The following is a 25,096-nucleotide window of genomic DNA, read 5'->3' as shown; positions in this document are numbered from 1 at the left end:
TTTGAAAGTGCAATCCAAAATGAAAGGCTATCAAACATTGACAGCCTTTATATTTTTTACATCCTCATTTAAAAAAGTACAATCTTTATCTTCATGCTGCCCTTTTACCTGATATTTCGCTTCCCATTCCTCCAGTAAATATAAAATCGGTAGCAAAGCCAATCCTTTTTCTGTAAGTGAATATTCCACGCGTGGAGGAAGTTCCTTAAACTCTTCACGGATAACAAGTCCGTCTGTTTCCATCTCCCTCAGCTGATCAGTGAGTACTTTTCTGGAGATAACTTTGATTCGTACTGCAAGCTCTCCAAAACGTAACTTCCTGTCTTTAATAACCAGAACAATAATGGGCTTCCATTTGCTTCCCAAAGCGGCCATTGCCTTACCCAGAGGACAGCTGTATTGCATTAATTCATTCTTTTTCATAAGGAAATCTTTATTTTTAATATCATATGGAACCGAAGTTATATACGTTACTTTGATGTTACTAATGTAAGTTACTGCGAAGTTACCACTATTTTTTTAATAAAAGATACAAAAGTGAACTATTATTAGTTACTTTGTGTAACAATTATAAAATACAAATTTAAATATGAGCACATCATCATTATTTAAACCGTTTCAATACAAAAATTTACAGCTTAAAAATAGAATCGTAATGGCTCCTATGACCAGAGCACAGTCTGATAATGGAGTTCCTACACAAAGTATAGCAGACTATTACGGAAGAAGAGCCGCTTCAGAAGTAGGATTGATTCTTTCTGAAGGAACAGTGATCAACAGACCAGGATCAAAGAACTTACAGAATATTCCTGATTTCTACGGAAACGAAGCTTTAAACGGCTGGAAAAACGTAATTGATACTGTACATCAGAATGGAGGTAAAATGGGTCCTCAAATCTGGCACGTGGGAGATACAAGAATGGCAGAAGACTATCCGTTAGTTCAAATGGAAAAGGCTTCTACGATGACGATTGAAGATATTCAGGATACTATCGCACAGTTTGCAGCCTCTGCAAAATCGGCAAAAGACCTTGGGTTCGACTGTCTTGAAATTCATGGTGCTCACGGGTATCTTATCGACCAATTCTTCTGGGAAGTAACCAACACAAGAACAGATGAATATGGTGGTAAAACGTTAAAAGAAAGAAGCAGATTTGCTGTTGAAGTGGTGAAAGCCATCAGAGCAGCGGTAGGAGAGGATTTTACCATTATCATACGTCTTTCACAATGGAAACAGCAGGATTATAAAACCAGATTGGCATTTACTCCTAATGAAATGGAAGATTGGTTATTACCAATGAAAGAAGCTGGGGTAGATATTTTCCACTGTTCACAGCGTCGTTTCTGGGAACCTGAATTTGAAGGTTCTGATCTGAACTTTGCAGGATGGGCTAAAAAAATTACAGGACAACCAACCATTACAGTAGGTTCTGTAGGCTTAAACGGAGATTTCCTTAATGCTTTTGCAGGACAGGGAACAGAAAAAACAGATCTTACAGAACTGATCAGAAGATTGGATAATGAAGAATTTGATCTTGTTGCTGTAGGAAGAGCTATTCTTCAGGATCATCAGTGGGTACAGAAGATCAAAGACGGAAATACCGAAGCTCTTCTGGACTTTTCAGCAGAAAGTATGAGCGTTTTATTTTAATATCAATCAAGAATTGTGAATTCGCTTCGCTGTCGATTTTTTTAACAGCATAATTTATTCACTTGCGAAGCAAAATTGACGATTCAATCTGGTATTAAATCAGCATAATTCACTTTATTTTATATTTAATTTTCACCTATTTATTAAAGAATCGGCTTTCAGGATTTCCTGAAAGCCGATTTATAAGTTTACGGACACCCGATTGAATCTGGAACACATCTCCAACGGGGAGGGATCCCATTATTGCCGGGAATATAGCATGCTGTACTTCCTTCAGGGCACTCTGGAGCATTTCCTCCTATAATGTTCTTTAATGTCGATTTTGTTAATTTTCTTAGATTTTTCATATATAATAATTTGTTGATTTATACAAATATAATATATTTTGAAAGCCAAACAACAGTTTGCATTAATATATGAATATATTCTTTCAAAGATGGTATAGAATAAACCCGCTTCCGAAATCTTCGGAAGCGGGTTTTAACAGATTTAAATATCTAAAACTGCCCTTTAAAGGACAGAAATGATTTCTTACAAACCAATATTCTTGGTTGGTTTTAATTGCTTTAAGATGCTTTTTGGGATTGCATTTTTGTGAACAAGGATTGCTGTTGATTTGTATTCAACGTAAGGTCTTGTTACATAAATATATCCGGCGAAATCATTGGTTACTCCCCATGAATTTTTCACCATATAATACTCTTTACCAGTCTGATCTTTTGCCAAACCTACGATATGCATACCGTGATCATCCGTTGTAGAAAGATTGTTAAGTGCTTTCTGACGGATATCTTCAGTGATTGTTTTATCTTTTTTAGGCTCCGTAAACAAAGTCTGCTTGTTCTCTGCTGTGATCTGATCAAGATCCATATCAGGAACATAAGCCACACCGTTTTTGTAAGAGAAATAAGGCTCGGAAACGTCAGTTGCCCAACCTACAGAATATCCTTTAGTTACTGCATTGTCAATGATTGATGTAAGATCTTTCATCGGTACGTTCCAGTCAGAATCGTGGCTCCAGTTGTCAGGAATCGGAACTACAAATTTCTGATAATAAGCATAGTCTTTGTAAGAAGATAGCTCTACATAATCTTCAGCATCAATTCCTACCACTTCCTTTGCAAATGTTTTTGGAGTGTAGTTTTTTCCTTCATACGTAAAGTTAGCAGGTACTTTTCCTAAATACTCATCAAGAATAGCATCTACAGAATCCATCCAGTTATCTGTAAGTTTCCCTTTAGAAGAAGCTTGAACAAGACTGTCAAGAACCGGCTTCAGCTTCCCTTGCATTTCCTTGAAGTTGTTTGTAGTTTGTCCGGCTTTTAATCCTGAATAGACATCCTGAGGAACAGCGCCATACTTCTTGTACATATTGATTACGTCATGAAGTTCTCCTCCATCACCCCAACTGATTGCTCCATTATTTAAAACATATAATTTCGCCTTATCATGATAAGAGTTTCTTGCTGTAAAAATTTCGGCAAGATCTACAGGTTTTTTGCCCATTCTCTGCATTTCAGATTCAAGGAATGAATTTCCTGAGTAGCTCCAGCAGGTTCCTGATGAACCCTGGTTCTTTACAGAAGTTGCGCCAACGTCTTTTAACGTTGTGAACTGAAAATTAGCATTTTGTGATTGGTTGTTTTTTAACTTATTGATTAAGTCATCTTGGGCAAACATCATACTTCCTGCAGACAAAACAAAAAGTAATGATGCAATTTTGGCATTTTTCATTACTATAAAAAGATTATTTATATTAAGAGTCGTTGATAATAGAGATTTGTTACAGAAGTAAAAGTTAAATTTGAAATGCAAAAAAAATGTTTTTTTTACTATTTTTCTAAAAAGTTGACCATGTTTCCAACCCCAGCAAAAGTTTCTGCATCTATAATGATATAACTCCTGACTATGGAACACAAATTATTACTAGAATGCCAGCGTAGCGACCGCAATGCACAGCGGAAGGTTTACGAGAAAATGGCGGGTAGGCTTTACGCAGTCTGCAGACGCTATTTGAAAAACGACGAAGATATAGAAGAAGTATTGGCCGATACATTCTATAAAATCTTCACAAAAATCACTCAGCTTCAGAATCCTGAAACCTTTGAAGCATGGGCGAGAAAAATTGCAGTGAACGAATGCCTGCAGAAATTAAGATCTAATAAAGGATTGTTGATTTCTCTGGAAGAGAATTTCATAGATCATTCTGAAGGGACAACGGACAACCTTTCTTTGGAAAAAGATATTCTGAGTTTACTGAATTTTCTCCCAGAGGGCTGCCGAGCAATCTTTAATCTTTTCGCTATTGAAGGATATCCTCATAAAGAAATAGCAACTATGCTTTCCATTAGTGAAGGGACTTCAAAATCACAGCTCAATTTTGCAAGGAAAAAGCTGCAGGAACTTTTAGTGAATCAAAACATTTAAACTTTTACAACAATGGAAAATAATCATATAGATCAACAATTCAATGAAGCTTCCAAGCTTTCAGAAGAGCCAACTGTTTTTCCTGGTTTTGAAAAAGTATGGGGGAAAATTGAAGAAAAATTAGATAAAAAAGAAGAAAAAAAGAGAGCCGTTCCTATTTGGCTGCCGTATGGTATCGCCGCAAGTCTGGTCATTGGTTTAGGAGCTTTTTACTTTATCAATAAAAAAGAAACTGTAGAACCTTTACAACCTGTAATTGTAAAAAATACAACTTCAAGAGGACCAATTAACAAAACAGATATTGCAAAAATAGATAGTATAACAAAGGATAATCTCCAAAAAGAAAAGAAGATTGTTAAACCTGTAGAAAATCTGGCTATCAATCCGGATCCTATCAAATACTCTGTGACAGTTCCTCCACCTCCGGCTTTACCAATTCCTGTACCTTCAGATCATGTGTATCAACCGGTAATCTCTGAGTATTATACTGAAAGAGAAACCAATGCTGATAAAAAAGCAACTTATATTTCTTCCGGTCAGAGAAAAGATACCAATCAGGTTAAAAGTATTGAAGAGGTTGTAGTAATGGGATATTCAAAGACAGTTAAAAGAAATTATGTAACTGCATCCAATGCAATAGCAAGTACTTCTGTCAGTAATCAACCACAGCCTGCCACTTATTCATCATTACAGGGAAGTGCCCCAGGAATAAAGGTAAGTACTTCTTCAAGAAATAAAAGTACAGTTAACAGTATTAATCAAGGATTTCTTAGTAACAATAGCCCGATCCTGATCAGAGGAGTTGCTTCTGTTTCACCAGGAAATACCCCTTTATATGTAATTAACGGAATATTGACAAAAGCTGATGACTTCAAAAATTTAGATCCTAACAGAATTGAAAGTATGAATGTCTTAAAAGGAGGCTCTGCTACAGCGATCTATGGAAGTAAGGCAGCAAATGGAGTAGTTGTGGTAACTACCAAAGATCTTTCAAGAAGGGAAAGAAAAAGAATGAAAAAACTTCAGGAAGCAATTAATAAGCAACAGCAGGTTTCGCCAGTGACTCAGAATGATGAAAGCTATGATGCCTTTGTTGAGAATCCTTTTGAACTTACACGAAGCCAGCCGTTGTCTACTTTTTCTATTGATGTTGATAACGCATCTTATTCCAATGTAAGAAGAATGATCAATAACGGACAGGCAGTTGATAAAAATGCTGTGAGAATCGAAGAAATGGTCAATTATTTTAAATATGAGTATCCACAACCTCAAAATGGAGACCCTTTTTCAATTAATACCGAATACAGTGAATCTCCATGGAATCCGAAACATAAATTACTTAAAATAGGGCTTCAGGGAAAAAAGATACCAATGGACAGGCTGCCTGCATCTAATTTTGTTTTCCTTATTGATGTTTCCGGTTCAATGAATGAAGAAAATAAGCTTCCGCTATTGAAATCTTCCTTTAAAGTTTTGCTGAACCAGCTCAGACCTAAAGATAAAGTAGGAATTGTAGTATATGCAGGGAGTGCAGGGATGGTTTTACCACCTACCTCAGCAGGAGAAAAAGATAAGATTATTGAAGCATTGGATCATCTACAGGCAGGTGGAAGTACAGCTGGTGGAGCAGGAATTGAATTGGCCTATAAACTGGCCCAGGAAAATTTTGTAAAGGATGGTAATAACCGTGTCATTATCGCAACAGACGGAGATTTCAATGTTGGAATGTCTTCAACCTCAGATCTTCAAACGCTGATTGAAGATAAAAGAAAATCAGGAGTTTTCCTTACCTGTCTTGGTTTTGGAATGGGTAATTACAAAGATAATACCCTGGAAACCCTTGCAGATAAAGGAAACGGAAATTATGCCTATATTGATAATATGCAGGAAGCGAATAAGTTTTTAGGAAAAGAATTTGCAGGAAGTATGTATGCCATAGCCAAGGATGTCAAGATTCAGATTGAATTTAATCCTGAATATGTAAAATCATATCGTCTTATCGGTTATGAGAACCGAAAACTGAAAAACGAAGACTTTGTCAATGATAAAATTGATGCCGGGGAACTTGGAAGCGGACATACCGTTACAGCTTTATATGAAGTGATTCCTGTAGAGGTAAAATCAGATTTTGTTCCCAAAGACAGCGATTTGAAATATACTCAGAATACCTCACCAAAAGAATTTGGAGATGAATTGGCAACCATAAAATTCAGATATAAAAAACCGGATGGAGATACCAGTTGCGAGATCAGTAAGATTGTTAAAAATGATGACAGCAGGATATCTTCAGCGAGTCCGGATTTTAAATTTGCTTCATCCGTAGCATGGTTCGGTTTGGTACTCAGAAATTCGGAACTGATTACAAAAAAAGATCTTTCTGATATTGAGAAGCTGGCTAAAGAAGGCAAAAATAAAGATGAAGAAGGCTACCGATCAGAATTTTTAAGGTTGATAGAGAGTTATAAAACAGTTCAAAAGTAATTTTAGGAAGAGAGATTTCTTTGGAAATTTCTCTTCTTTATTTAGAAAAAATCGGTTTATCAAATATTTATTGATCAGTTTAAATTTATTTTAATAATTTCCTCCCGAAATTTGAAAAGATGAGAAAAATTCTAATAACCATGCTAGGGCTTGTTGCATTGACAAGCTGTAAAACTCAAAAAAACATCGAAACAGACAAAGGACCAAAGACTTACAGTGTCAGAAAAGATAAAGATCAGGACGGAATTCCTAATAAACTGGATAAATGTCCTGATATTGCCGGTCCGGTAGAAAATGAAGGATGTCCGTGGGTAGAATCGGATGGAGACGGTGTTATTGATAAAGATGATGCGTGCCCTACGGTGCCAGGACCTCCTGAAAATAATGGCTGCCCATGGCCGGATACAGATGGTGACGGTATTTTTGATAAAGATGATGCCTGCCCTACAGTTCCGGGAATGCCGGAATATAATGGCTGCCCGAAACCAAAATCAGTTACTGCAATGGAAGTAGAAAGTTCCAGATCATTCCATGAATCAGGAAGGGTTTATAACAATCAGGTTGGGGACAAAAAAGAGGTTCAAAAGCCAATAAAAACCGATGAAAATATTGATTATAATAATGAGGAATATGCCGGATTGATAGAGAATGCATTTGAGCTTACCAGCCGTCAGCCCCTTTCTACTTTCTCTATTGATGTAGATAATGCTTCCTATTCCAATATCAGAAGAATGATCAAGTATGGAGATAGAGTTGATAAAAATGCAGTGAGAGTCGAGGAGATGGTCAATTATTTTAAATATGATTATCCACAGCCTGCAAACGGATACCCTTTTTCAATTAGTACCGAATATGGCAACTCTCCATGGAATCCAAAACACAAGCTGCTGAAAATAGGTCTTCAGGGGAAAAATATTCCGATGGATGGTCTGCCTGCATCCAATATTGTTTTTCTTATTGATGTTTCAGGTTCAATGAGTGAGGAAAACAAACTGCCATTGTTGAAGTCCTCTCTTAAAGTTTTACTGAAACAGCTCAGACCAAAAGACAAAGTAGGAATTGTAGTGTACGCAGGTAATGCAGGAGTGGTTCTGCCTCCAACTTCAGCAGGAGAAAAAGAAAAAATTATTAAAGCGTTGGATAATCTTCAGGCAGGAGGAAGCACAGCAGGAGGAGCAGGAATTGAATTGGCCTATAAACTGGCGAAGGAAAATTTTATCAAAGGAGGAAACAACAGAGTGGTTCTGGCAACAGATGGTGACTTTAATGTGGGCGCTACATCCAATACTGATATTGAAACCTTAATTACACAAAAAAGAAAAACAGGAATCTTCCTTACCTGTCTTGGCTATGGGATGGGCAACTATAAAGACAACACAATGGAAACCCTTGCAGATAAAGGTAACGGAAACTATGCCTATATCGATAACATGCAGGAAGCGAATAAGTTTTTAGGAAAAGAATTTGCAGGAAGCATGTATGCTATTGCTAAAGATGTCAAAATTCAGATTGAATTCAACCCTAAATTTGTAAAATCTTATCGTTTAATAGGCTATGAAAACAGGAAGCTGAGAAATGAAGACTTTGTCAATGATAAAATTGATGCAGGAGAATTGGGAAGCGGACATACGGTTACTGCACTATATGAGATTATTCCTGCAAATGTAGAATCAGAATTTATTCCTAAAGAAACGAAATTGAAATACTCTGAAACATCAGATACAAGGAAATTTGGAGATGAGCTGGCAACGGTAAAATTCAGATATAAAAAGCCTGATGGTACTAAAAGCATGGAGATCAGTAAAGTGATTAAAAAAGAAAATCCATCTGCCTCAATAAGTCCGGATTTTAAATTTGCTTCTTCCGTAGCATGGTTTGGTTTGGTACTCAGAAATTCGGAACTGATTACGAAAAAAGATCTTTCTGATATTGAAAATTTGGCCAAACAGAGTAAAAATAAGGATGAGGAAGGCTACCGCTCAGAATTTATAAGGCTGGTAGAGAGTTATAAAACAATTCAAAAATAATTAATAAAAAAGAAATTTCCACGGAAGTTTCTTTTTTTATATTTTTAAGCATACTAATCACCGATGAAAAAGAATTATCTGCTGTTGCTGCCGTTTACCATTACCTTATTACAGGCACAAAACTCACAATTATATTACTCTGGAAAATTTTTAACAACTAAAGATAAAGCACAGAACTTTTTAAAGGTTTCTAATAAAAACAGTGGAGTTTATGAACTGACTGATGAGGAAGGATTTGCAATTATTGCTGCCAAACCTTATGATACCATCGCATGGAACCAGGGAAAAAATACGCATGTTATTTCTACCTATGAGCTCAGGGAATTAAAAACTATTCTGGAAAATCAGACAAGCAATAAAAATGTAGAAAATATCTACAGTAAAACATATGACAGTCTGGTTTCAAAAGAAACAAAGGATGATTTCAGTATTGAAAAAACGAAGACCAGCTTAAGTAAAAGATCTCATTCGTATTTTGATCAGATAAGAAAAGTAAAACAAAAGAATGACAGTATTTATATTGTAAAAAGACTCGATCAGAAAACATTACTTTTTAATGGAAGCTTTACCACATCCTTAGATATTAAAAACAGGAATGCTATTCCCGGAACTCAAAGCAAATATGTACAGGGAAGATCAGAAAACGGGAATCTTGTCTGGAAAGCCCCTGAAACCAATGAAATGTTCAGTTTTGGACCGGATATTTCTACATTAGGATTTGACGGGCTGGCTTATGAATACGACCGGAACGGAAGACTAATTCCGTGGGTTGATGGACTTCAACGTGCCCGAAAATATGATAACAGTCTTTTTAAAACAACAGTAGGATACAATAATCAGTTGAATGTAAATGCTTTTATAAAAGAAGGTAACAAAGAAAAAATCCGATTGTCTTTGAATCTTGGGCAGCAGAAGAACCAGATGTATTTTATAGATCAGTTTGATATTGCCAATACTTTTAAAGCCAAACTGAATACAGAACTAAGCGGATATTCCATTAATTTTGCTTTTAATTACGAAGAAGATAAAGCCACCAATACCAATAGAATAGGGCTGTTTAACAGAGCGTATCAGAATTCCTTGTTAACACCCGTTTCTTTTTCAAATGGACAAAATTCCCTTCTGAATAATGGCTCACAAAGAAGTTACAGCAAAGAAGCTGACAATCCTTCATTTCTTTTTGAGCAGGACAGCAAATACCGCTATCAGAACCGTGAAAGACAGTTTAGTTTTAATGTTGTTAAAAATTGGGATAAATTTAAACTGAATGTCAGCCAGTCTTATGAAAATAACAGCATCTGGAACAAAGATCAGTATAAGCCTTCTACTTCTGGTTTCAGCAACGGATTACTCAATGAAAGGATTCAAGAGAACAGCTTGTATCATTCCAACATATTAGGTTCCTATGCATTAGGGAATTATGATTTTAAAAATACGTTCAGCCTGAATTTTATTTTAAACGATAGAAAATCGGATGTTTATAACAGTCTGATCCATCAGCAATACCTTTATCAGAGAACTTCACAGGATCATATCTTTAATTACAATATGGATATTCGTGATTATGATTTTGAAGCAGGTCTTAATCTTGGAAATTCTTTTTACATCTCAAATACATCCCTGAAAAATAACTATTGGCTTCCCACAGCTAATTTCTATGTGAAATTTAATGACATTTTCAATTGGAATAATTACAGTTTTAAATTACTGGGAAGTTACACACAGTTGAGCTCAGAGCCGGAAATTACAAGATCATACGCTTCTTATGCCACAACTTTACTGAATGCCCAAAATTACAATCAATATTTCCCTATACAGGAAGCGGAAAGCTTCAGAGGTTTATCCAATATCAATACCAGGGAATTGAAAGTTGGTGCCAGACTTAACGTTGGCTATAATGTAAGCTTTGAAGGAGAATATTTCAATAGAAAAAATACAGATGATATATTTCCTGTTTTCGAAAACAATCAGCTGAGATTAAAAAATATAGCGGATCATACCTACAGCGGGTATGAATTCAATTTCGCCTATGACCGTTTGCGCTTGGGATACAACTTTTACAGCACCCATAAAGTTTCATTGTTTAAATATAAAGACATTGTAAACCGTATTGCTTCCGGCTATCAGAACCTGGCTGTTTCCGGATTTAAGGATATTTATAAAACATTGTCGGAGGGACAGGTTTTGGGAGCTGTCATGGGAAGCTACTTTGAAAGAAATGCTACCGGACAATTGATTATTGATGAGTTTGGATTCCCCAAAAAAGCAGACGGAATGAAAATTATAGCAGACCCCACTCCGGATTTTGTGATGAAATTCAACCATAATTTTGCCTATAAAAACTTCTCTTTAGATATCAATTGGGAATGGAAAAAAGGCGGCCAGCTCTGGAAAGGGACACAGGCAGTTCTCGATTATTACGGACGTTCTTTCGAGTCGGGAGAAGACAGAAATATCAAAAACTATGTTTTTCAGGGTGTACATGCTAATGGAACGATAAACCAGATTCCTGTAGATTTCTATGATCCCAACCTGAATGTTCAGGAAAACCGATGGTCCAGATATGGTTACCTTGGTGTGGCAGAAAACTATATTCAAAAGGCAGATTACATAAGAATCAGCAATATTTCACTGTCTTCCAGTTTTCCGGTCAACTATGGAAAACAGAATCTTAAACTTACTTTTTATGTGAATAATCTAATGCTTTGGCAGGCCAATAAAGGAGCAGACCCCAATCAGAATTTTTATGATGCGGATAACGGAAGAGGACTTGATTTTTTCAACCTTCCGTCATTTAAAACATTTGGATGTATTGTTTCACTCAAATTTTAACCCATGAATTTCAAGTTTATATCACCCTATATCATCTTGCTGAGCTTAGTATTATCAACGGTTTTTCTAAAAGCACAGCAGCCTTTTCAGAACTTTGAAAAGGAAAAGACCTACGTTCAGACCAACCATGTTTTTTATAAACCTGGTGAAGGAATGTACTTTAAAATATACGTTGTAAAAGGAAAAAATAACCTTCCGGTGGAAGACAGCAGAATCGTTAATTTTGAAATTATTGATCCCGCAGGAAGTGTTTTGAAAAAAATGAAATATGAAATTACCAATGGATATGCCCAGGGTTATTTCTATTTTGATGAAGAAATGAAAGGCGGAATTTATAAGATCAGAGCCTTTACCAACTGGATGCAGAATGAAGAAGGGAAAAATACCTTCGAGAAAGAAATTACCCTCCAGAAAATAGTATCTCCAAGAATATTAATGAAGCTGGATTTTCCTAAAAAAGGATACGGTCCGGGAGATGAGGTGACTGCTGACTTTTCGATGAGAAGTCTTAGTAACCTTCCCATTCCTTTTTATGAAGCGGATTATACAGTAATGATCAATGGAGAAACCGTTTCTGAAGGGAAACTTATCACCAATAAAGAAGGTAAAAATCAATTGATTTTCAAACTTCCTGAAATATTGAAATCCTCTGATGCACTTTTGAATATTAAAGTGAATTTTGATGGATTTACAGAATCTATTTCAAGAAATATTCCCATTGTTCTGAACAATCTGGATGTAAAATTCTTGCCTGAAGGTGGAACTTTTATCAATGGAATAGAACAAAATATTGCCTTTAAAATTCTGGATGAATTTGAAAAACCTGTAGATGCTGTTCTGGCTGTTTACAATCAGAATCATGAAAAGATAAAAGAAATTTCAGCCTATAATTTCGGGATGGGAAGCTTTCGTTTTACCGCTAAAAATGGAGAAACCTATTATGCAAAAGTAATAAAGCCCGAAAATAGTACCCAGACTTTTAATTTCCCGGCAGCAAAAGATGAAGGGTTGGTTTTAAATATTCAGAATGACAACAAAAAGCTGATTTTTGCCATCATTTCAACCCAGGAAAAAATGATTACCCTGCAAGGAAGTTTCCGTGGAAAAGCAATGTATACCAAAGATCTTCTGTTAAAAAAAGGCAGCAACGCATTGGAAATTGATGAAAAAGACTTCCCGATTGGAATCTGCAGATTTACCGCTCTGGAAAACAATATTCCTCTTGCAGAGCGTGTAGTTTTTACCAATAAAGAAAATCGGTTGAATATAAAAGTTAAACCTGTAAAACAGCATTATCTGCCAAGGGAAAAAGTAATGCTGAATATAGAAACTACCGATGAAAATGACAAACCTATTCCTGCCAATCTTGGGCTGAGTGTGGTGGATGATAAACTATGGACGTATGCTGACGATAAGCAGAATCATATCATTTCCTGGCTTCTGATGGACTCCGAGCTGAAAGGGAAAATTGAAAAGCCACAGTTTTATTTCGATAAAAAAGAAGAAAAAGCCAATAAAAGCTTAGACCTTGTTATGCTGACAAACGGTTACAGATACTTCGAATTGATCCCTGAAGTAGTAAAGACTAATAAGTACAAGTATCTTCCTGAAAAGAAAAATACAATCTACGGAATTGTGGAAGATGAAAACAAAAAACCGGTGAAAGCAGATGTTTTCCTTTTGGATACAGATAACAAAAAAATCCTCAAACAGACTGTTGCTGAAAACGGGAAGTTTTATTTTTCAGACCTGAATGCAGAATATTCATATAAAATGATAGCCAGATCTTCTCAGCCTAAACATCAATTGAAAATCAGGATTCTGTCTTATAATTTGGATATTAACCCTTTAGTGAAGCAGAAGCTTTCCAATATTGATGTAGAAGAAATTGTAAAAGAGGCGGAAAGAAAAGAAGAGATAAAGACAGAAAACAGAAATAATACCGAAACATTGAATAAACCCGGTCGATCAAGGAAAGATACTGTTCAAGATAAAAGGATTGAAGAAGTTGTTGTTTTGGGATACAGTTCGAAAAGAGAGAAAGCTGCAGTTAGTTCCACAACAATAACTTCTTCCTTGGAAATTCAAAACCCCAATGTAACTTCATTGCTAAACGGAAAAGTCGCTGGATTAACAATTGCACCAGCAGGGCAGTCTGCAGCTAGTGTACAGATAAGAATAAGAGGAGAAGCATCCATCACCAATAAAAATCCATTATTCATTGTAGATGGTACTCCTGTAGAAAGTTTCAATACCATCATAAACCCGAATGATATCAGTAGTATTACCGTTCTCAAAGATGCTGCCGCTGCCGCTGTTTATGGAAGCAGAGCCGCAAACGGAGTTGTGATTATTAATTCATATAAAAACAACAGCTCAAATATCAGTTTTGATATTACCCCGAAATCTTTTATTGCTGTTGAAGCAATACCTTATGGAAGGCTTATATCATATGCCAGATCAAGAGAATTTGCCTATCCGGAATATAAAACGACCAATACATCCTACCGTTTCGATTACCGAGAAGCATTGTATTGGAACCCTGTGGTGGAAACCGATAAAAACGGGAAAGCAAAAGTGGAATTTTATAATTCTGATGCCAATTCCACCTTTAGAATTATGACAGAGGGAATTGCTGCATCAGGACTTGTAGGAAATGATGAAACTACCTATGCTGCACAGAGCCTTATCTCAATAGATGCTAAAATTCCCCAGTATCTCACAAGAACAGATCAGATGACGATTCCTGTTGTGATTAAAAATAATTCTCCTGAAACACGGAAAATGACAATGAATGTTATTGTTCCCAATCATGTAAAACTGATCAATTCCGATAGCCTTATTACTCTGAAACCATTAGAATCAGGAAGATTATTTGTTAAAATACAAACAGACGAGATCGTAGATTCCAATATTCAATTTACCATAAGATCCGGGGACTTCAGGGAAACGATGATTCTTCCGTTTAAAGTAGAAGAGAAAGGATTTCCGCATCAATTTTCGATCATCAATAACAAAACGGAAGATATTAAAATCAATATTCCGGAGTATATCAATGGAAGTCTGTACTCCTCATATTATGTATTTGAGAACACTGCTTTACAGATGTTTGCAGATATTGAACAGCTGAAGAAAGAGCCTTACGGATGCTTTGAACAGCTTTCCTCAACGGTATATCCTAATATTTTTATTCTGGATTATTTAAAATCAAGTAAAAAAATAGATACAGCAACAGAGAATTTGGTCATTAAAAACATGAAAAAAGGATTCCAGAAAATGCTGAGCTATAAAAATAAAGACGGAGGTTTCGGATATTTCAGCAGCGAAGAATCAGATGTGTCACTTTCTGCATTTGCATTATTGGAATTTACAGATTTAAAAAAGTATGTAAACCCTGATGTTAAGCTTATGCAGGGGCTTTCCTCATTCATTTTATCCAAAAAGAATGCAAACGGATTATTTGAAGTAAGAAGAGGGTCTGAATTAAAGGAAAAATATTCAGAATATTCCTGGTCGAGAAATATGTATATCGTATATGCTTTATCCAAACTAGGCTTTAAAAATGAAATAGAAGATTCCTTTACAGTAATGATGAAAAGAGCTTTGGCTACAAAAGATACCTATCAGCTGGCTTTACTTGCTAATACTGCGGCTTATCTCGGAAAACAAAGAGAATATGATGATCTGATGAAGCTGCTGGACAAGCAGTATGAAATGAAGAATGTAAAATCTAACATCACTTTTACAGGCTCATGGGGAAGGTCTGCGGATTCAGAAACCCTTTCGTTATACATTATGGCACTTCAGAAAGAGGAGAAACTGAATCAGTTGAAAATCGCAGAAGCTGCTGATCAGCTTATTAATTTAAACGGATATTATGGGTTCGGTTCTACACAGGCAACAACGCTGGCAATACAGGCATTGTCTGATTTTTACTCCAAAAATCAAAAGCTTTACGGTAATGAAAGACCGGTTATCACCATCAATAAAGCAAATACTTATCCCAATATCAGCCTTTCATCAGCGTATAAAGCTGGAGAAAACAAGATCAATATTCATTATCCAGCCAAAAATGGACTGCCTTATAAACTGGAATATCAGTATTATGCATTGCAGGCTCCGGAAAGCAAAGATATTCCTCTTACCCTGGAAACAAAACTGAAATCTGCGGTGTCCAGAGTAGGAGAAACCAACAGAATGACAATGACCGTTAAAAATAAAATCAACGGTCAGCTTCCAATGACTATTGCGAAGATTGGTATTCCTGCAGGTTTGACCTTGCAAAATGCCTTACTAAAAGATCTGATTGATAAAAAGCAGATTTCCTACTATGAAATATTTGGTAATTATCTGGTGCTTTACTGGGAACATTTCAATGCAGAGGAAACAAAAACAATCAATCTGGATCTCAAAGTAGAATTTGCAGGAGCGTATACTGGTAAATCAAGTAATGTGTATCTCTATTATATGCCTGAAGCCAAATACTGGAATCAGGGAATAAAGACGAATATTGAACCTTAATTTTAATTTTTGATCAACCGAAACAGGCATTCTCAAGGGTGTCTGTTTTATTTTAAAAATTAATTTTCAATAATTATTGAAAATTCAAAAAATATAATTACATTTGTAATAGAAATCTAAAAGAAAACAAAATGCAACTTTCAGAAGCAAAAGAAAAATACATTCAGACCTGGGGAACCTTTGCTACCAATTGGGGGATCAACCGTACAATGGCACAGGTGCATGCACTGCTTTTGGCAAGTGGAAGAGCGCTTTCTACCGATGAAGTAATGGAACAGCTGGAGATTTCAAGAGGCAATGCCAATATGAATCTTCGTGCCCTGATAGACTGGGGAATTGTGAAAAAAGAATTTGTGAAAGGAGACCGTAAAGAATATTTTGTTGCAGAAAAAGATGTATGGTATCTCTTCAAACAGATTACCAAAGAACGCAGAAAAAGAGAAATAGAACCTGTAATTTCTTTTCTTGAAGAATTAAAGAATATTGAGGATAAAGACTCAGAAGAAGCTCAGGAATTTATCAAACTGATGAACGACTTCAGTTCGGTAACCGGAAAGATCAACAATATTATGGATCTGGCGATTAAAAGTGATGATCACTGGCTGGTAGGAAAGATTACCAATCTGTTGAAATAAAGAAATTGAAAGAGGATGAAAATCCTTTTTTATTTCGAATTAATTTTCAATAATTACTGAAAATATAAAATTTATAAAATGTTCAATATTGTTTCTTATATAATTTTCCTAAGTATCAGTTCATATATCACAATTGATGTAGGAAGAAGATGTTACCATGAAGGAAAAGCCTATTTGAAATACTTACTCCATGATGAAGGTCTTTGTCTGACAATTAACAGGATACTTCTTGGTTGTTATTATCTCTTGAATCTCGGTTTCATTGCAATTAATCTTACAATATGGAACAAAATAAACAGTCTGGAAGAAATGATAACCATTACTGCAACAAGAGTTGGAAGTATCATTTTAATCCTTTGTATACTGCATTATATGAACATTTTCATCCTTTACTTTTTGAGAAATAAATTAACATTAAAATAATACTATTATGGCAACTACAGTTTTAACCGCAACGTATAACTTTTCAGCGTACATGATTTATCTACCTATTGTAATTACTCTTACAGTATTGGTTTCTCAGTTTTTATTTAAAAATTCAAAAACTTTTATGATTGATATTTTTCATCAGAAAAAGGATATTGCTATGGCAACAAATTCCCTTTTTAAAATAGGGTTTTATCTTTTAAATATTGGTTTTGCCTTATGTATTATTGAGTTTTTTCAAATTGAAACAATGGAAAGATTAGTTGTTGCTCTAAGTAAGAAGATTGGAGGCTTTTCAATTTATCTTGGAGTAATGATGCTATTGAACTTACTATTATTCCTGAAAGGGCGTAAACATGCAATCAGAAAAGAAAAAATGTCTGCCGAAGAAAAGTAGTTTTTATTTGAAATTATTTTTCAAAAATTTCTGAAAATATAAAATAAATAATAATTATGAAAAATTTAATCATTCACTTATTCCTGATTATTTATTTCAGAAGAAAAGGCTCACTTTAAACCTTAATTACCATGAAAACATTTGCTAAATATGATTATTACATTCAGTTGTTCTTTATAATAATCGGACCTATGACTTTTATATTTGGTGGTTTGTCGGGATTGATTCTTTTTTATTTTATTGTAGGAATCCCACAATTGATAAGCTTCCTGATCAAACTATTTCTTGGAACAAAAAAGTCACTGTTATATATCGCCTATAGTATTGTGATAATACCAGTTTGGATCATTGTAACAATGTTATATATGGAAAAACATATCAATGATTTTTTTGGATATATTTTAATGGCATCTCTTCTCTATAGTCCTGTGATGGCAGCAGCATATGTGTATGATTGCTACAACACTTATGAATCTTACAAATGATCATTATGAAAACACTAAAAAACCACACCCTGATCTACGACAATGAATGTCCTATGTGTAATCTCTATTCCAAAGGTTTTACCCAATGTGGAATGCTGGATGAAGAAGGTAGAGAAGCATTTACAGAACTCTCTATTAGAAATAAAAGCCTAATCGATTTCAACAGGGCGAAAAATGAAATTGCCCTGGTAGATCATAACAAAAATGAAGTCATTTACGGATTAGACAGTCTGCTTCTCATTATTGGAAATTCTTTTCCTTTGTTGGCCAAAATCGCTCGGATAAAACCTCTGTATTGGTTTTTTCAAAAGCTATATTCCTTCGTTTCATATAACAGAAAACAGATCATCCCTTCCTCAAAAGACTATACAGAACAATCTTGTGTTCCGGATTTTAACCTGAAATACAGAATGGCATACATCAGCTTTGTTGTTATTTTTTCAGCCTATATCTTAAGTGAATTTTCAGCAAAGCTGGATGTTAATTTAGAAAGGAATTTCCTGAGAGAATTTGCTGTTTGTCTCGGCCAGATCCTTTGGCAGACCCTCTTTTTAAAAGCCTATCTCAAAGATAAAATCTGGGATTATCTTGGAAATATGATGACGGTTTCCTTAATAGGGACTTTACTGCTAATTCCTGCGCTGATGACCAATTTTACACCTGTTTTTTACATAATATACTTTGGAATAGTAGTATTGATCATGTTTCTGGAACATATAAGAAGATGCAGAATCTTAAAACTGAACTTTCTTCCTACCATTTCATGGATATTATTCAGGCTCACAGCACTGACCATCATTATTCTGACAATCATTTAAACTACAATTTGTATAATCATAAAACCTCTAAAATGTCAAGAATCTATTTAAATACCGTAATCAATGCAGATATTCACTATGTTTTTGATCTGGCAAGAAATATTGATCTGCATCAGCAGTCAACCTCAACATCTCATGAAAAAGCAATTGCAGGACGTACTTCAGGACTGATTGAAGAAAATGAAACAGTAACCTGGAGAGCAAAACATCTGGGAGTATACCAAAATCTCACCACCAAAATTGTCAGCATGGAAAAACCGGTTCAGTTCATTGATGTGATGCAAAAAGGAGCTTTCAAATCTATGCGTCATCGACATATTTTTAAAACGGTAAACGGAAAAACACTGATGACCGATGTTTTTGAATTCGAATCTCCGCTGTGGATCATAGGAAAAGTATTTAATGCCATTTTTCTTACCGGATATCTCAAAAATTTCCTGCTCAAAAGAAACGAAATGATCAAAACCATTGCAGAATCTGCTACCCGAGACGGAATAGCCATTTTTTAACCTCAAAAACACACCGTTATGAATTTTCTAAAAGCAGAATGGCGAAAACTGGCCATCATCAATTACGAAATTGATCCTGAAATCTTATTGCCTTATTTACCTACAGGTACAGAACTTGATTTTTACAACGGTAAATGCTATGTAAGCTTAGTAGGATTCATGTTTTTAAATACAAAACTGCTGGGATTGCCCATTCCTTTTCACCGGAATTTTGAAGAAGTAAACCTGAGATTTTATGTAAAGAAAAAACAAACCGGAGTCTGGAAAAGAGGCGTGGTATTTATTAAAGAAATAGTTCCCAAACCTGCATTGAGTTTCGTCGCCAATACCATTTACAAAGAAAATTATCATACAATGCCAATGAAAAACCAGATTCATGAAAAAGAAGGTGAACTGCTGATCCGGTATTCATGGAAAGATAAAAGCTGGCATTCTATTCAGATTATGGCTGACAGTATACCAAAACCTATGGAAGAAAACTCAGAATTTGAATTTATCACAGAACATTATTTTGGTTTTACAAAAAAAGAGAATACAACTTCAGAATACGAAGTATGTCACCCAAAATGGGATTGCTACACCATAAAAGACCACTGTTTGGAAATTGATTTTCAAAAAATTTACGGAGATGACTTTGAATGTCTGAATCATCAGGAACCTGTTTCAGTAATGCTTGCTGAAGGCTCAGAAATTGAAGTGAAAACAAAGAAATACATCAACTGAAAAGAACAAAAACACAAACCTCTGTACAAATCTGCAGCTGAACCTTAAACATTGAACCCAAAACCTTAAATTGTAAAACAATGAAAATAATTATAGCCGGAGGCACTGGATTTCTTGGTGAAAACCTTGAAAAATATTTTACCGAAAAGGGAAACCAAGTGTATATCCTGACCCGTAAACCTCAACGTAAAAACGAAATTTTCTGGGATGCCGGAACAATGGGTGAATGGAAAAGCAGTTTGGAAAAAGCAGATGTTCTGATCAATCTTACGGGAAAATCTGTGGACTGCCGGTATCACGAGAAAAATAAGCAGGAAATTTATGCTTCAAGAATTAACAGCACAAAAATATTACAGGAAGCGGTAGATCAATGTTCTGAAAAACCGAAAATTTGGCTGAATGCAAGTTCTGCAACCATTTATGTTCATTCCGAGCAACATCTGAATACAGAAGAAAACGGAATTATCGGAGATGATTTTTCAATGAATATTTGTAAAAGCTGGGAGAAAGAATTCTTTGCAGTAAAAAATGAAGGGATACGGAAAGCAGCTCTCCGAACATCCATTGTTCTGGGTAATAATGGCGGAGCTTTTCCAAAACTAAAAATGGTTACAAAGATAGGCTTAGGAGGGAAACAGGGACGGGGAAATCAAATGGTAAGCTGGATTCATATCGATGACTTTTGTAAAGCTGTAGATTGGATTATTGAACATGAGAATATGTCAGGAACCATCAATATAACCGCTCCGGCACCTGTTTCCAATGAAAATATGATGAAAAAATTAAGAAAAGAATTAAAAGCACCCTTCGGGCTCAATGCTCAGGTGTGGCAGTTGGAAATTGCTTCTTTATTTCTGAAAACAGAAACCGAATTACTTTTAAAAAGCCGCAATGTATATCCTGAAAGACTAATGAAAAGTGAATTTGAGTTTTCATTTCCAGAGTTTGATGAAGCTATTCTTAATCTCTTGGAATCCTAATGTTTGTGGATTTCGCAAAGGATAATTAAATTAGCGGAAAACTATTCCATATGCTGGTTATATCCAAAATAAAACCTTTTTTTCTTTCATCTTTTTTAATAAGTTCAGTAGTATTTTCACAGGCTCATAATGTATCTGACGGATATCAGAAACCCACAGACCCTCTTGTTGTTCAGAATCTGGACCAATGGCAGGACATGAAATTCGGGCTGTTTATGCATTGGGGAACCTACAGCCAGTGGGGAATTGTTGAAAGCTGGAGCTTATGCCCCGAAGACGAATCATGGACTCAGAGAAAACCCGAACACGGAAAATCTTACTACGAATATGTAAAGAATTATGAAAATCTTCAGACCACTTTCAACCCAACGCAGTTTAATCCTCAAAAATGGGCTGATGCCGTAAAAAAAGCAGGAATGAAATATGTGGTTTTTACGACTAAGCATCACGATGGTTTCGCAATGTTTGATACCCAGCAGTCGGATTATAAAATCACTTCTTCTAAAACTCCCTTTTCAAAAAATCCAAAATCAGATGTGACCAAAGAAATCTTCAATACCTTCAGAAAAGAAGGATTTAAAATTGGAGCTTATTTTTCAAAACCTGACTGGCATTCCGATGATTACTGGTGGTCTTACTTCCCCCCAAAAGACAGGAATGTTAACTATGATCCTAAGAAATATCCGGAAAGATGGGAGAATTTTAAAAAATTCACCTTCAATCAGCTGAACGAGATCACTTCCAATTATGGCAAAATTGACATTCTTTGGCTGGATGGAGGCTGGGTACGTCCTTTTCATACCATTGATCCAAAAGTTGAATGGCAGCGCACCATCAAAGTAGAGCAGGATATTGATATGGATAAAATAGGAACAATGGCCAGGAAAAATCAACCGGGAATTATTATTGTAGACCGTACCGTTCCCGGGAAATGGGAAAACTATGTCACCCCGGAACAGGCAGTTCCTGAACATGCTCTTACCATCCCTTGGGAAAGCTGTATCACAATGGGAGACTCCTTTTCCTACGTTCCGAATGACAACTATAAAACACCCCAAAAGATCATTGAAACATTGGTTAAAATCATCTCAAGAGGAGGAAACTACCTGATGAATATCGCTCCCGGACCTAATGGTGATTATGATCCCATAGTGTATGAAAGACTGCAGCAAATTTCCGGCTGGATGGACAAAAATCAGTCTGCTGTTTTTGCTACAAGAAGCATTGCTCCCAATCACGAAGGAAATTATTACTATACCCAAAGCAAGGATGGAAAAACAGTGAATATTTTTCACCTGGATGAAAAAACAAATTATGAGTCTCCATCAACATTAAGTTTTACAATTCCTGATAATTTTAAACCAAAATCTTTGAAAGTTTTAGGGTTATCAAACAAAATTCAATGGAAAAAATCAGGGAATTCAATTGAAATTAATTTGCCTGAAGAAAGGAAAAACCTGAAGTATGCAACCGTAATTCAAATAACAGAATAATGAGATTATTTCGTTTTAAACTTACGGGAGCCGTATTATTGCTCAATATTGTTATCATCTCTGCTCAAAAACCTTTATATAAAGACCCCAAACAGCCCATTGACACCAGAGTTCAGGATCTGTTGCAGAGAATGACTCCCGAGGAAAAATTCTGGCAGTGTTTTATGATACCCGGAGATCTGGATCATGTTCCGAAAGGGCAGTATTCCCATGGGATTTTTGGACTGCAGGTAAGTGCAGGAAACCAAGGAGGCGGTGCAGCAGGACAGTTACTGAAATATAACGCCAATGAAGATGCCGAGAGACTGGTGAAAAAAATCAATGCCATTCAGAAATACTTCGTTGAAGAATCAAGATTAGGAATTCCCATTATTCCCTTTGATGAAGCTTTACACGGATTGGTAAGAGAAGGAGCTACAGCTTTTCCACAGGCCATAGGTTTGGCAGCCACTTTCAACCCGGAATTAATGAATAAAGTCTCAACTGCGATTGCAAAAGAATCAAAATTGAGAGGAATCCGTCAGATTCTGACTCCGGTAGTGAACCTGGCGAGTGATGTGCGATGGGGCAGAACAGAGGAAACTTATGGTGAAGATCCTTTTTTGACCTCCGTAATGGGAATCAGTTTTGTCAGTTCATTTGAAAATATGGGAATCATCACGACTCCTAAACATTTTCTGGCCAATGTAGGAGAAGGCGGAAGAGATTCTTACCCTATTCATTGGAGCAAAAGATATCTTGAGGAGACCCATTTGATTCCTTTTAGTAACGCTTTTACAAAAGGAAAAAGCAGGTCGGTGATGACCTCTTATAACCTACTTGATGGAAGACCTTCAACAGCTAATCATTGGTTGTTGACGGAAAAACTCAAAAAAGACTGGAATTTCAAAGGCTTCGTCATCAGTGATGCCAGTGCTGTAGGAGGAGCAAATGTACTGCATTTTACAGCAAAGGATTATGACGATGCTTCCGCACAGGCAATCAATGCAGGGCTGGATGTGATTTTTCAGACCGAATATAAACATTATGAACTCTTTATTCCTCCCTTTCTGGATGGAAGAATTTCAAAAGAAAGAATTGATGATGCCGTTTCAAGAGTGTTGAGAGCGAAGTTTGAGCTTGGATTATTTGAAAACCCTTACGTTTCACTCAAAGAAATTGAAGAATTAAAAAAACTGAATCATAAGCCTCTGGCAGAAAAAACGGCTTCGGAATCTTTTGTTTTGCTTCAGAACAATAACCAGACGCTTCCCATTCCCGGAAATATTAAAAAAATTCTAGTGGTTGGAACAGATGCTGCTGATGCCAGATTAGGTGGTTATTCAGGGCCTGGAAACAAAAAAGTAAATATCGTAGACGGGATTAAAAATTATGTCAAAGATAAAAATATTGAAGTCGTTTATGCAAAAGGGATTGATTGGAATATAAAAGATTTTACCACGATTTCCAATGAATATTTATCCTCCGAAAACAAAAAAGGATTAAAAGGAATTTATTTCTCTAATACCGATTTAAAAGGAAACCCTGCTTTTGAAAAACAGGACGAACAGCTCAATTTCAAATGGACTCTCTATTCACCCGATCCTGAAAAACTTCAACCGGATCATTACAGTATCCGGTGGACAGGAAAACTGGAAGCTCCGGACTCAGGAAAATATCAATTGGGATTGCGGGGAAATGATGGTTTCAGATTATACCTTGATGGAAAATTAGCCATTGATCAATGGGAAAAATTAAGCTATTCCACCAAAACGATTGATATAGATTTTGTAAAAGGAAAAAAATATGATATTACGATTGAATTTCATGAAAACCGCGGTGAAGCCAACCTTGAGCTCATCTGGAACTATGGACTTCAGAATTACCGGAAAGACTATCAGGAAGCTTTAGATATCGCTCATAATGCAGATTATATTATTGTAGCTGCCGGCATCCATGAAGGAGAATTTCAGGACCGTTCCTCATTGAGTCTGCCAGGAAATCAGGAAGCATTTATTCAGGAAATTTCAACATTGAAAAAGCCCGTAACAGTAGTGTTGGTAGGAGGATCTGCGATAAAAACAACCACCTGGAAAGATAAAGTAGGAGCCATTTTAGACATTTGGTATCCGGGAGAAGAAGGAGGTAATACGGTGGCAAAAACACTTTTCGGTGCAGAAAACCCGTCTGGAAAATTACCAATAACCTTTCCAACTGAGGAAGGGCAGCTGCCTTTGACCTATAATCATCATCCAACAGGAAGAGGAAATGACTATTATGACCTGAGCGGTGAGCCGTTGTATCCGTTTGGCTTTGGTTTAAGTTATACCACTTTTGAAATCTCTGGTTTACAGCTGAACAAAGCGGAATATTCAGAAAATGAAACGATTATTGCTAAGGTCAACGTAAAAAATACAGGTTCAAAAGCAGGAAGTGAAGTCGTTCAGCTGTATGTGAAAGACTTATTAGCTTCAGTTTCAAGACCGGTTCTTGAGCTCAAAGGATTTCAGAAAATAGAATTGCAGCCTGGAGAATCAAAATCTGTCACCATTGAAGTTCCCATAAAGCAGTTACAGTTTCTGAATGAAAAAATGGAATGGGTTGTAGAAAAAGGAACTTACAGAATTATGGTGGGCAATTCATCCAAGAACCTTCCTTTAAAACAAAATATTGAAATTTTATAAAACAAAAAAGAGCAGAAATTTCTGCTCT

The 25,096-nt window shown here is 35.9% G+C and carries 18 protein-coding genes; 15 read left to right on the top strand and 3 right to left on the bottom strand.

What is annotated here, in order from left to right; all coding sequences use genetic code 11:
* Positions 1-30: 30 nt before the first annotated feature.
* Positions 31-423: a winged helix-turn-helix transcriptional regulator gene (locus tag AC57AW_RS18435; protein ID WP_496353049.1), complete on the bottom strand. Its 393-nt coding sequence runs from the start codon at positions 421-423 to the stop codon at positions 31-33.
* A gap of 166 nt (positions 424-589) precedes the next feature.
* Between AC57AW_RS18435 and AC57AW_RS18430 the strand changes: the two genes are divergently transcribed.
* The gene (locus AC57AW_RS18430; protein ID WP_318848783.1) at positions 590-1,651 is read left to right on the top strand and encodes an NADH:flavin oxidoreductase; all 1,062 of its coding nucleotides are present in this window, start codon (positions 590-592) and stop codon (positions 1,649-1,651) included.
* A 188-nt stretch (positions 1,652-1,839) separates the two neighbouring features.
* Here AC57AW_RS18430 and AC57AW_RS18425 read toward each other — a convergent pair whose 3' ends face one another.
* Both AC57AW_RS18425 and AC57AW_RS18420 read right to left on the bottom strand, forming a co-directional pair.
* Complete coding sequence (locus AC57AW_RS18425) at positions 1,840-1,998, bottom strand: bacteriocin-like protein (protein WP_496353048.1); 159 nt, start codon at positions 1,996-1,998, stop codon at positions 1,840-1,842.
* A gap of 184 nt (positions 1,999-2,182) precedes the next feature.
* Positions 2,183-3,385: a C1 family peptidase gene (locus AC57AW_RS18420; protein WP_496353047.1), complete on the bottom strand. Its 1,203-nt coding sequence runs from the start codon at positions 3,383-3,385 to the stop codon at positions 2,183-2,185.
* A 174-nt stretch (positions 3,386-3,559) separates the two neighbouring features.
* Between AC57AW_RS18420 and AC57AW_RS18415 the strand changes: the two genes are divergently transcribed.
* From AC57AW_RS18415 to AC57AW_RS18350, 14 genes are all read left to right on the top strand, one after another.
* Complete coding sequence (locus tag AC57AW_RS18415; RefSeq protein ID WP_318848780.1) at positions 3,560-4,078, top strand: RNA polymerase sigma factor; 519 nt, start codon at positions 3,560-3,562, stop codon at positions 4,076-4,078.
* A gap of 12 nt (positions 4,079-4,090) precedes the next feature.
* On the top strand, positions 4,091-6,559 hold the full coding sequence (locus AC57AW_RS18410) for a vWA domain-containing protein (RefSeq protein ID WP_496353046.1): 2,469 nt from the start codon (positions 4,091-4,093) through the stop codon (positions 6,557-6,559).
* 119 nt (positions 6,560-6,678) lie between these two features.
* On the top strand, positions 6,679-8,586 hold the full coding sequence (locus AC57AW_RS18405) for a vWA domain-containing protein (protein WP_496353045.1): 1,908 nt from the start codon (positions 6,679-6,681) through the stop codon (positions 8,584-8,586).
* Positions 8,587-8,649: 63 nt separating this feature from the next.
* Complete coding sequence (locus tag AC57AW_RS18400; protein WP_496353044.1) at positions 8,650-11,418, top strand: TonB-dependent receptor; 2,769 nt, start codon at positions 8,650-8,652, stop codon at positions 11,416-11,418.
* A gap of 3 nt (positions 11,419-11,421) precedes the next feature.
* The gene (locus tag AC57AW_RS18395) at positions 11,422-15,939 is read left to right on the top strand and encodes a TonB-dependent receptor plug domain-containing protein (protein WP_496353043.1); all 4,518 of its coding nucleotides are present in this window, start codon (positions 11,422-11,424) and stop codon (positions 15,937-15,939) included.
* Between the two features lie 131 nt (positions 15,940-16,070).
* Positions 16,071-16,574, top strand: a complete 504-nt coding sequence (locus tag AC57AW_RS18390) for a GbsR/MarR family transcriptional regulator (protein ID WP_318848775.1) — start codon at positions 16,071-16,073, stop codon at positions 16,572-16,574.
* Between the two features lie 430 nt (positions 16,575-17,004).
* Positions 17,005-17,397, top strand: a complete 393-nt coding sequence (locus AC57AW_RS18385) for a hypothetical protein (RefSeq protein WP_318848774.1) — start codon at positions 17,005-17,007, stop codon at positions 17,395-17,397.
* A 131-nt stretch (positions 17,398-17,528) separates the two neighbouring features.
* Positions 17,529-17,882, top strand: coding sequence for a hypothetical protein (locus AC57AW_RS18380; RefSeq protein WP_318848773.1), 354 nt, complete (start codon positions 17,529-17,531; stop codon positions 17,880-17,882).
* A gap of 5 nt (positions 17,883-17,887) precedes the next feature.
* Positions 17,888-18,700, top strand: a complete 813-nt coding sequence (locus AC57AW_RS18375; RefSeq protein ID WP_496353042.1) for a DCC1-like thiol-disulfide oxidoreductase family protein — start codon at positions 17,888-17,890, stop codon at positions 18,698-18,700.
* A gap of 32 nt (positions 18,701-18,732) precedes the next feature.
* Positions 18,733-19,209: an SRPBCC family protein gene (locus tag AC57AW_RS18370; protein WP_496353041.1), complete on the top strand. Its 477-nt coding sequence runs from the start codon at positions 18,733-18,735 to the stop codon at positions 19,207-19,209.
* Between the two features lie 18 nt (positions 19,210-19,227).
* Positions 19,228-19,932, top strand: coding sequence for a YqjF family protein (locus tag AC57AW_RS18365; RefSeq protein ID WP_496353040.1), 705 nt, complete (start codon positions 19,228-19,230; stop codon positions 19,930-19,932).
* Positions 19,933-20,012: 80 nt separating this feature from the next.
* On the top strand, positions 20,013-20,912 hold the full coding sequence (locus AC57AW_RS18360; protein WP_496353039.1) for a TIGR01777 family oxidoreductase: 900 nt from the start codon (positions 20,013-20,015) through the stop codon (positions 20,910-20,912).
* A 50-nt stretch (positions 20,913-20,962) separates the two neighbouring features.
* Positions 20,963-22,405 (top strand): alpha-L-fucosidase, encoded by a 1,443-nt coding sequence (locus tag AC57AW_RS18355; protein ID WP_496353038.1) that lies wholly within the window; start codon positions 20,963-20,965, stop codon positions 22,403-22,405.
* The gene (locus AC57AW_RS18350) at positions 22,405-25,068 is read left to right on the top strand and encodes a beta-glucosidase (protein ID WP_496353037.1); all 2,664 of its coding nucleotides are present in this window, start codon (positions 22,405-22,407) and stop codon (positions 25,066-25,068) included. Before AC57AW_RS18355 ends, AC57AW_RS18350 begins: the two co-directional genes overlap by 1 nt.
* Positions 25,069-25,096: the final 28 nt, after the last annotated feature.

This window comes from Chryseobacterium sp. BGA-UO-ETr-SB22 (genome assembly GCF_059567885.1).
Note: the sequence above shows the minus strand (reverse complement) of the source record. Positions and strands in the feature narration are given on the sequence as shown.

Coding starts and splice junctions, on each gene's coding strand:
- AC57AW_RS18390 (WP_318848775.1), top strand. CDS start 16,071: ATGCAACTTTCAGAAGCAAAAGAAAAATACATTCAGACCTGGGGAACC.
- AC57AW_RS18360 (WP_496353039.1), top strand. CDS start 20,013: ATGAAAATAATTATAGCCGGAGGCACTGGATTTCTTGGTGAAAACCTT.
- AC57AW_RS18435 (WP_496353049.1), bottom strand. CDS start 423: ATGAAAAAGAATGAATTAATGCAATACAGCTGTCCTCTGGGTAAGGCA.
- AC57AW_RS18430 (WP_318848783.1), top strand. CDS start 590: ATGAGCACATCATCATTATTTAAACCGTTTCAATACAAAAATTTACAG.
- AC57AW_RS18385 (WP_318848774.1), top strand. CDS start 17,005: ATGGCAACTACAGTTTTAACCGCAACGTATAACTTTTCAGCGTACATG.
- AC57AW_RS18355 (WP_496353038.1), top strand. CDS start 20,963: ATGCTGGTTATATCCAAAATAAAACCTTTTTTTCTTTCATCTTTTTTA.
- AC57AW_RS18420 (WP_496353047.1), bottom strand. CDS start 3,385: ATGAAAAATGCCAAAATTGCATCATTACTTTTTGTTTTGTCTGCAGGA.
- AC57AW_RS18415 (WP_318848780.1), top strand. CDS start 3,560: ATGGAACACAAATTATTACTAGAATGCCAGCGTAGCGACCGCAATGCA.
- AC57AW_RS18380 (WP_318848773.1), top strand. CDS start 17,529: ATGAAAACATTTGCTAAATATGATTATTACATTCAGTTGTTCTTTATA.
- AC57AW_RS18410 (WP_496353046.1), top strand. CDS start 4,091: ATGGAAAATAATCATATAGATCAACAATTCAATGAAGCTTCCAAGCTT.
- AC57AW_RS18425 (WP_496353048.1), bottom strand. CDS start 1,998: ATGAAAAATCTAAGAAAATTAACAAAATCGACATTAAAGAACATTATA.
- AC57AW_RS18350 (WP_496353037.1), top strand. CDS start 22,405: ATGAGATTATTTCGTTTTAAACTTACGGGAGCCGTATTATTGCTCAAT.
- AC57AW_RS18365 (WP_496353040.1), top strand. CDS start 19,228: ATGAATTTTCTAAAAGCAGAATGGCGAAAACTGGCCATCATCAATTAC.
- AC57AW_RS18400 (WP_496353044.1), top strand. CDS start 8,650: ATGAAAAAGAATTATCTGCTGTTGCTGCCGTTTACCATTACCTTATTA.
- AC57AW_RS18395 (WP_496353043.1), top strand. CDS start 11,422: ATGAATTTCAAGTTTATATCACCCTATATCATCTTGCTGAGCTTAGTA.
- AC57AW_RS18370 (WP_496353041.1), top strand. CDS start 18,733: ATGTCAAGAATCTATTTAAATACCGTAATCAATGCAGATATTCACTAT.
- AC57AW_RS18405 (WP_496353045.1), top strand. CDS start 6,679: ATGAGAAAAATTCTAATAACCATGCTAGGGCTTGTTGCATTGACAAGC.
- AC57AW_RS18375 (WP_496353042.1), top strand. CDS start 17,888: ATGAAAACACTAAAAAACCACACCCTGATCTACGACAATGAATGTCCT.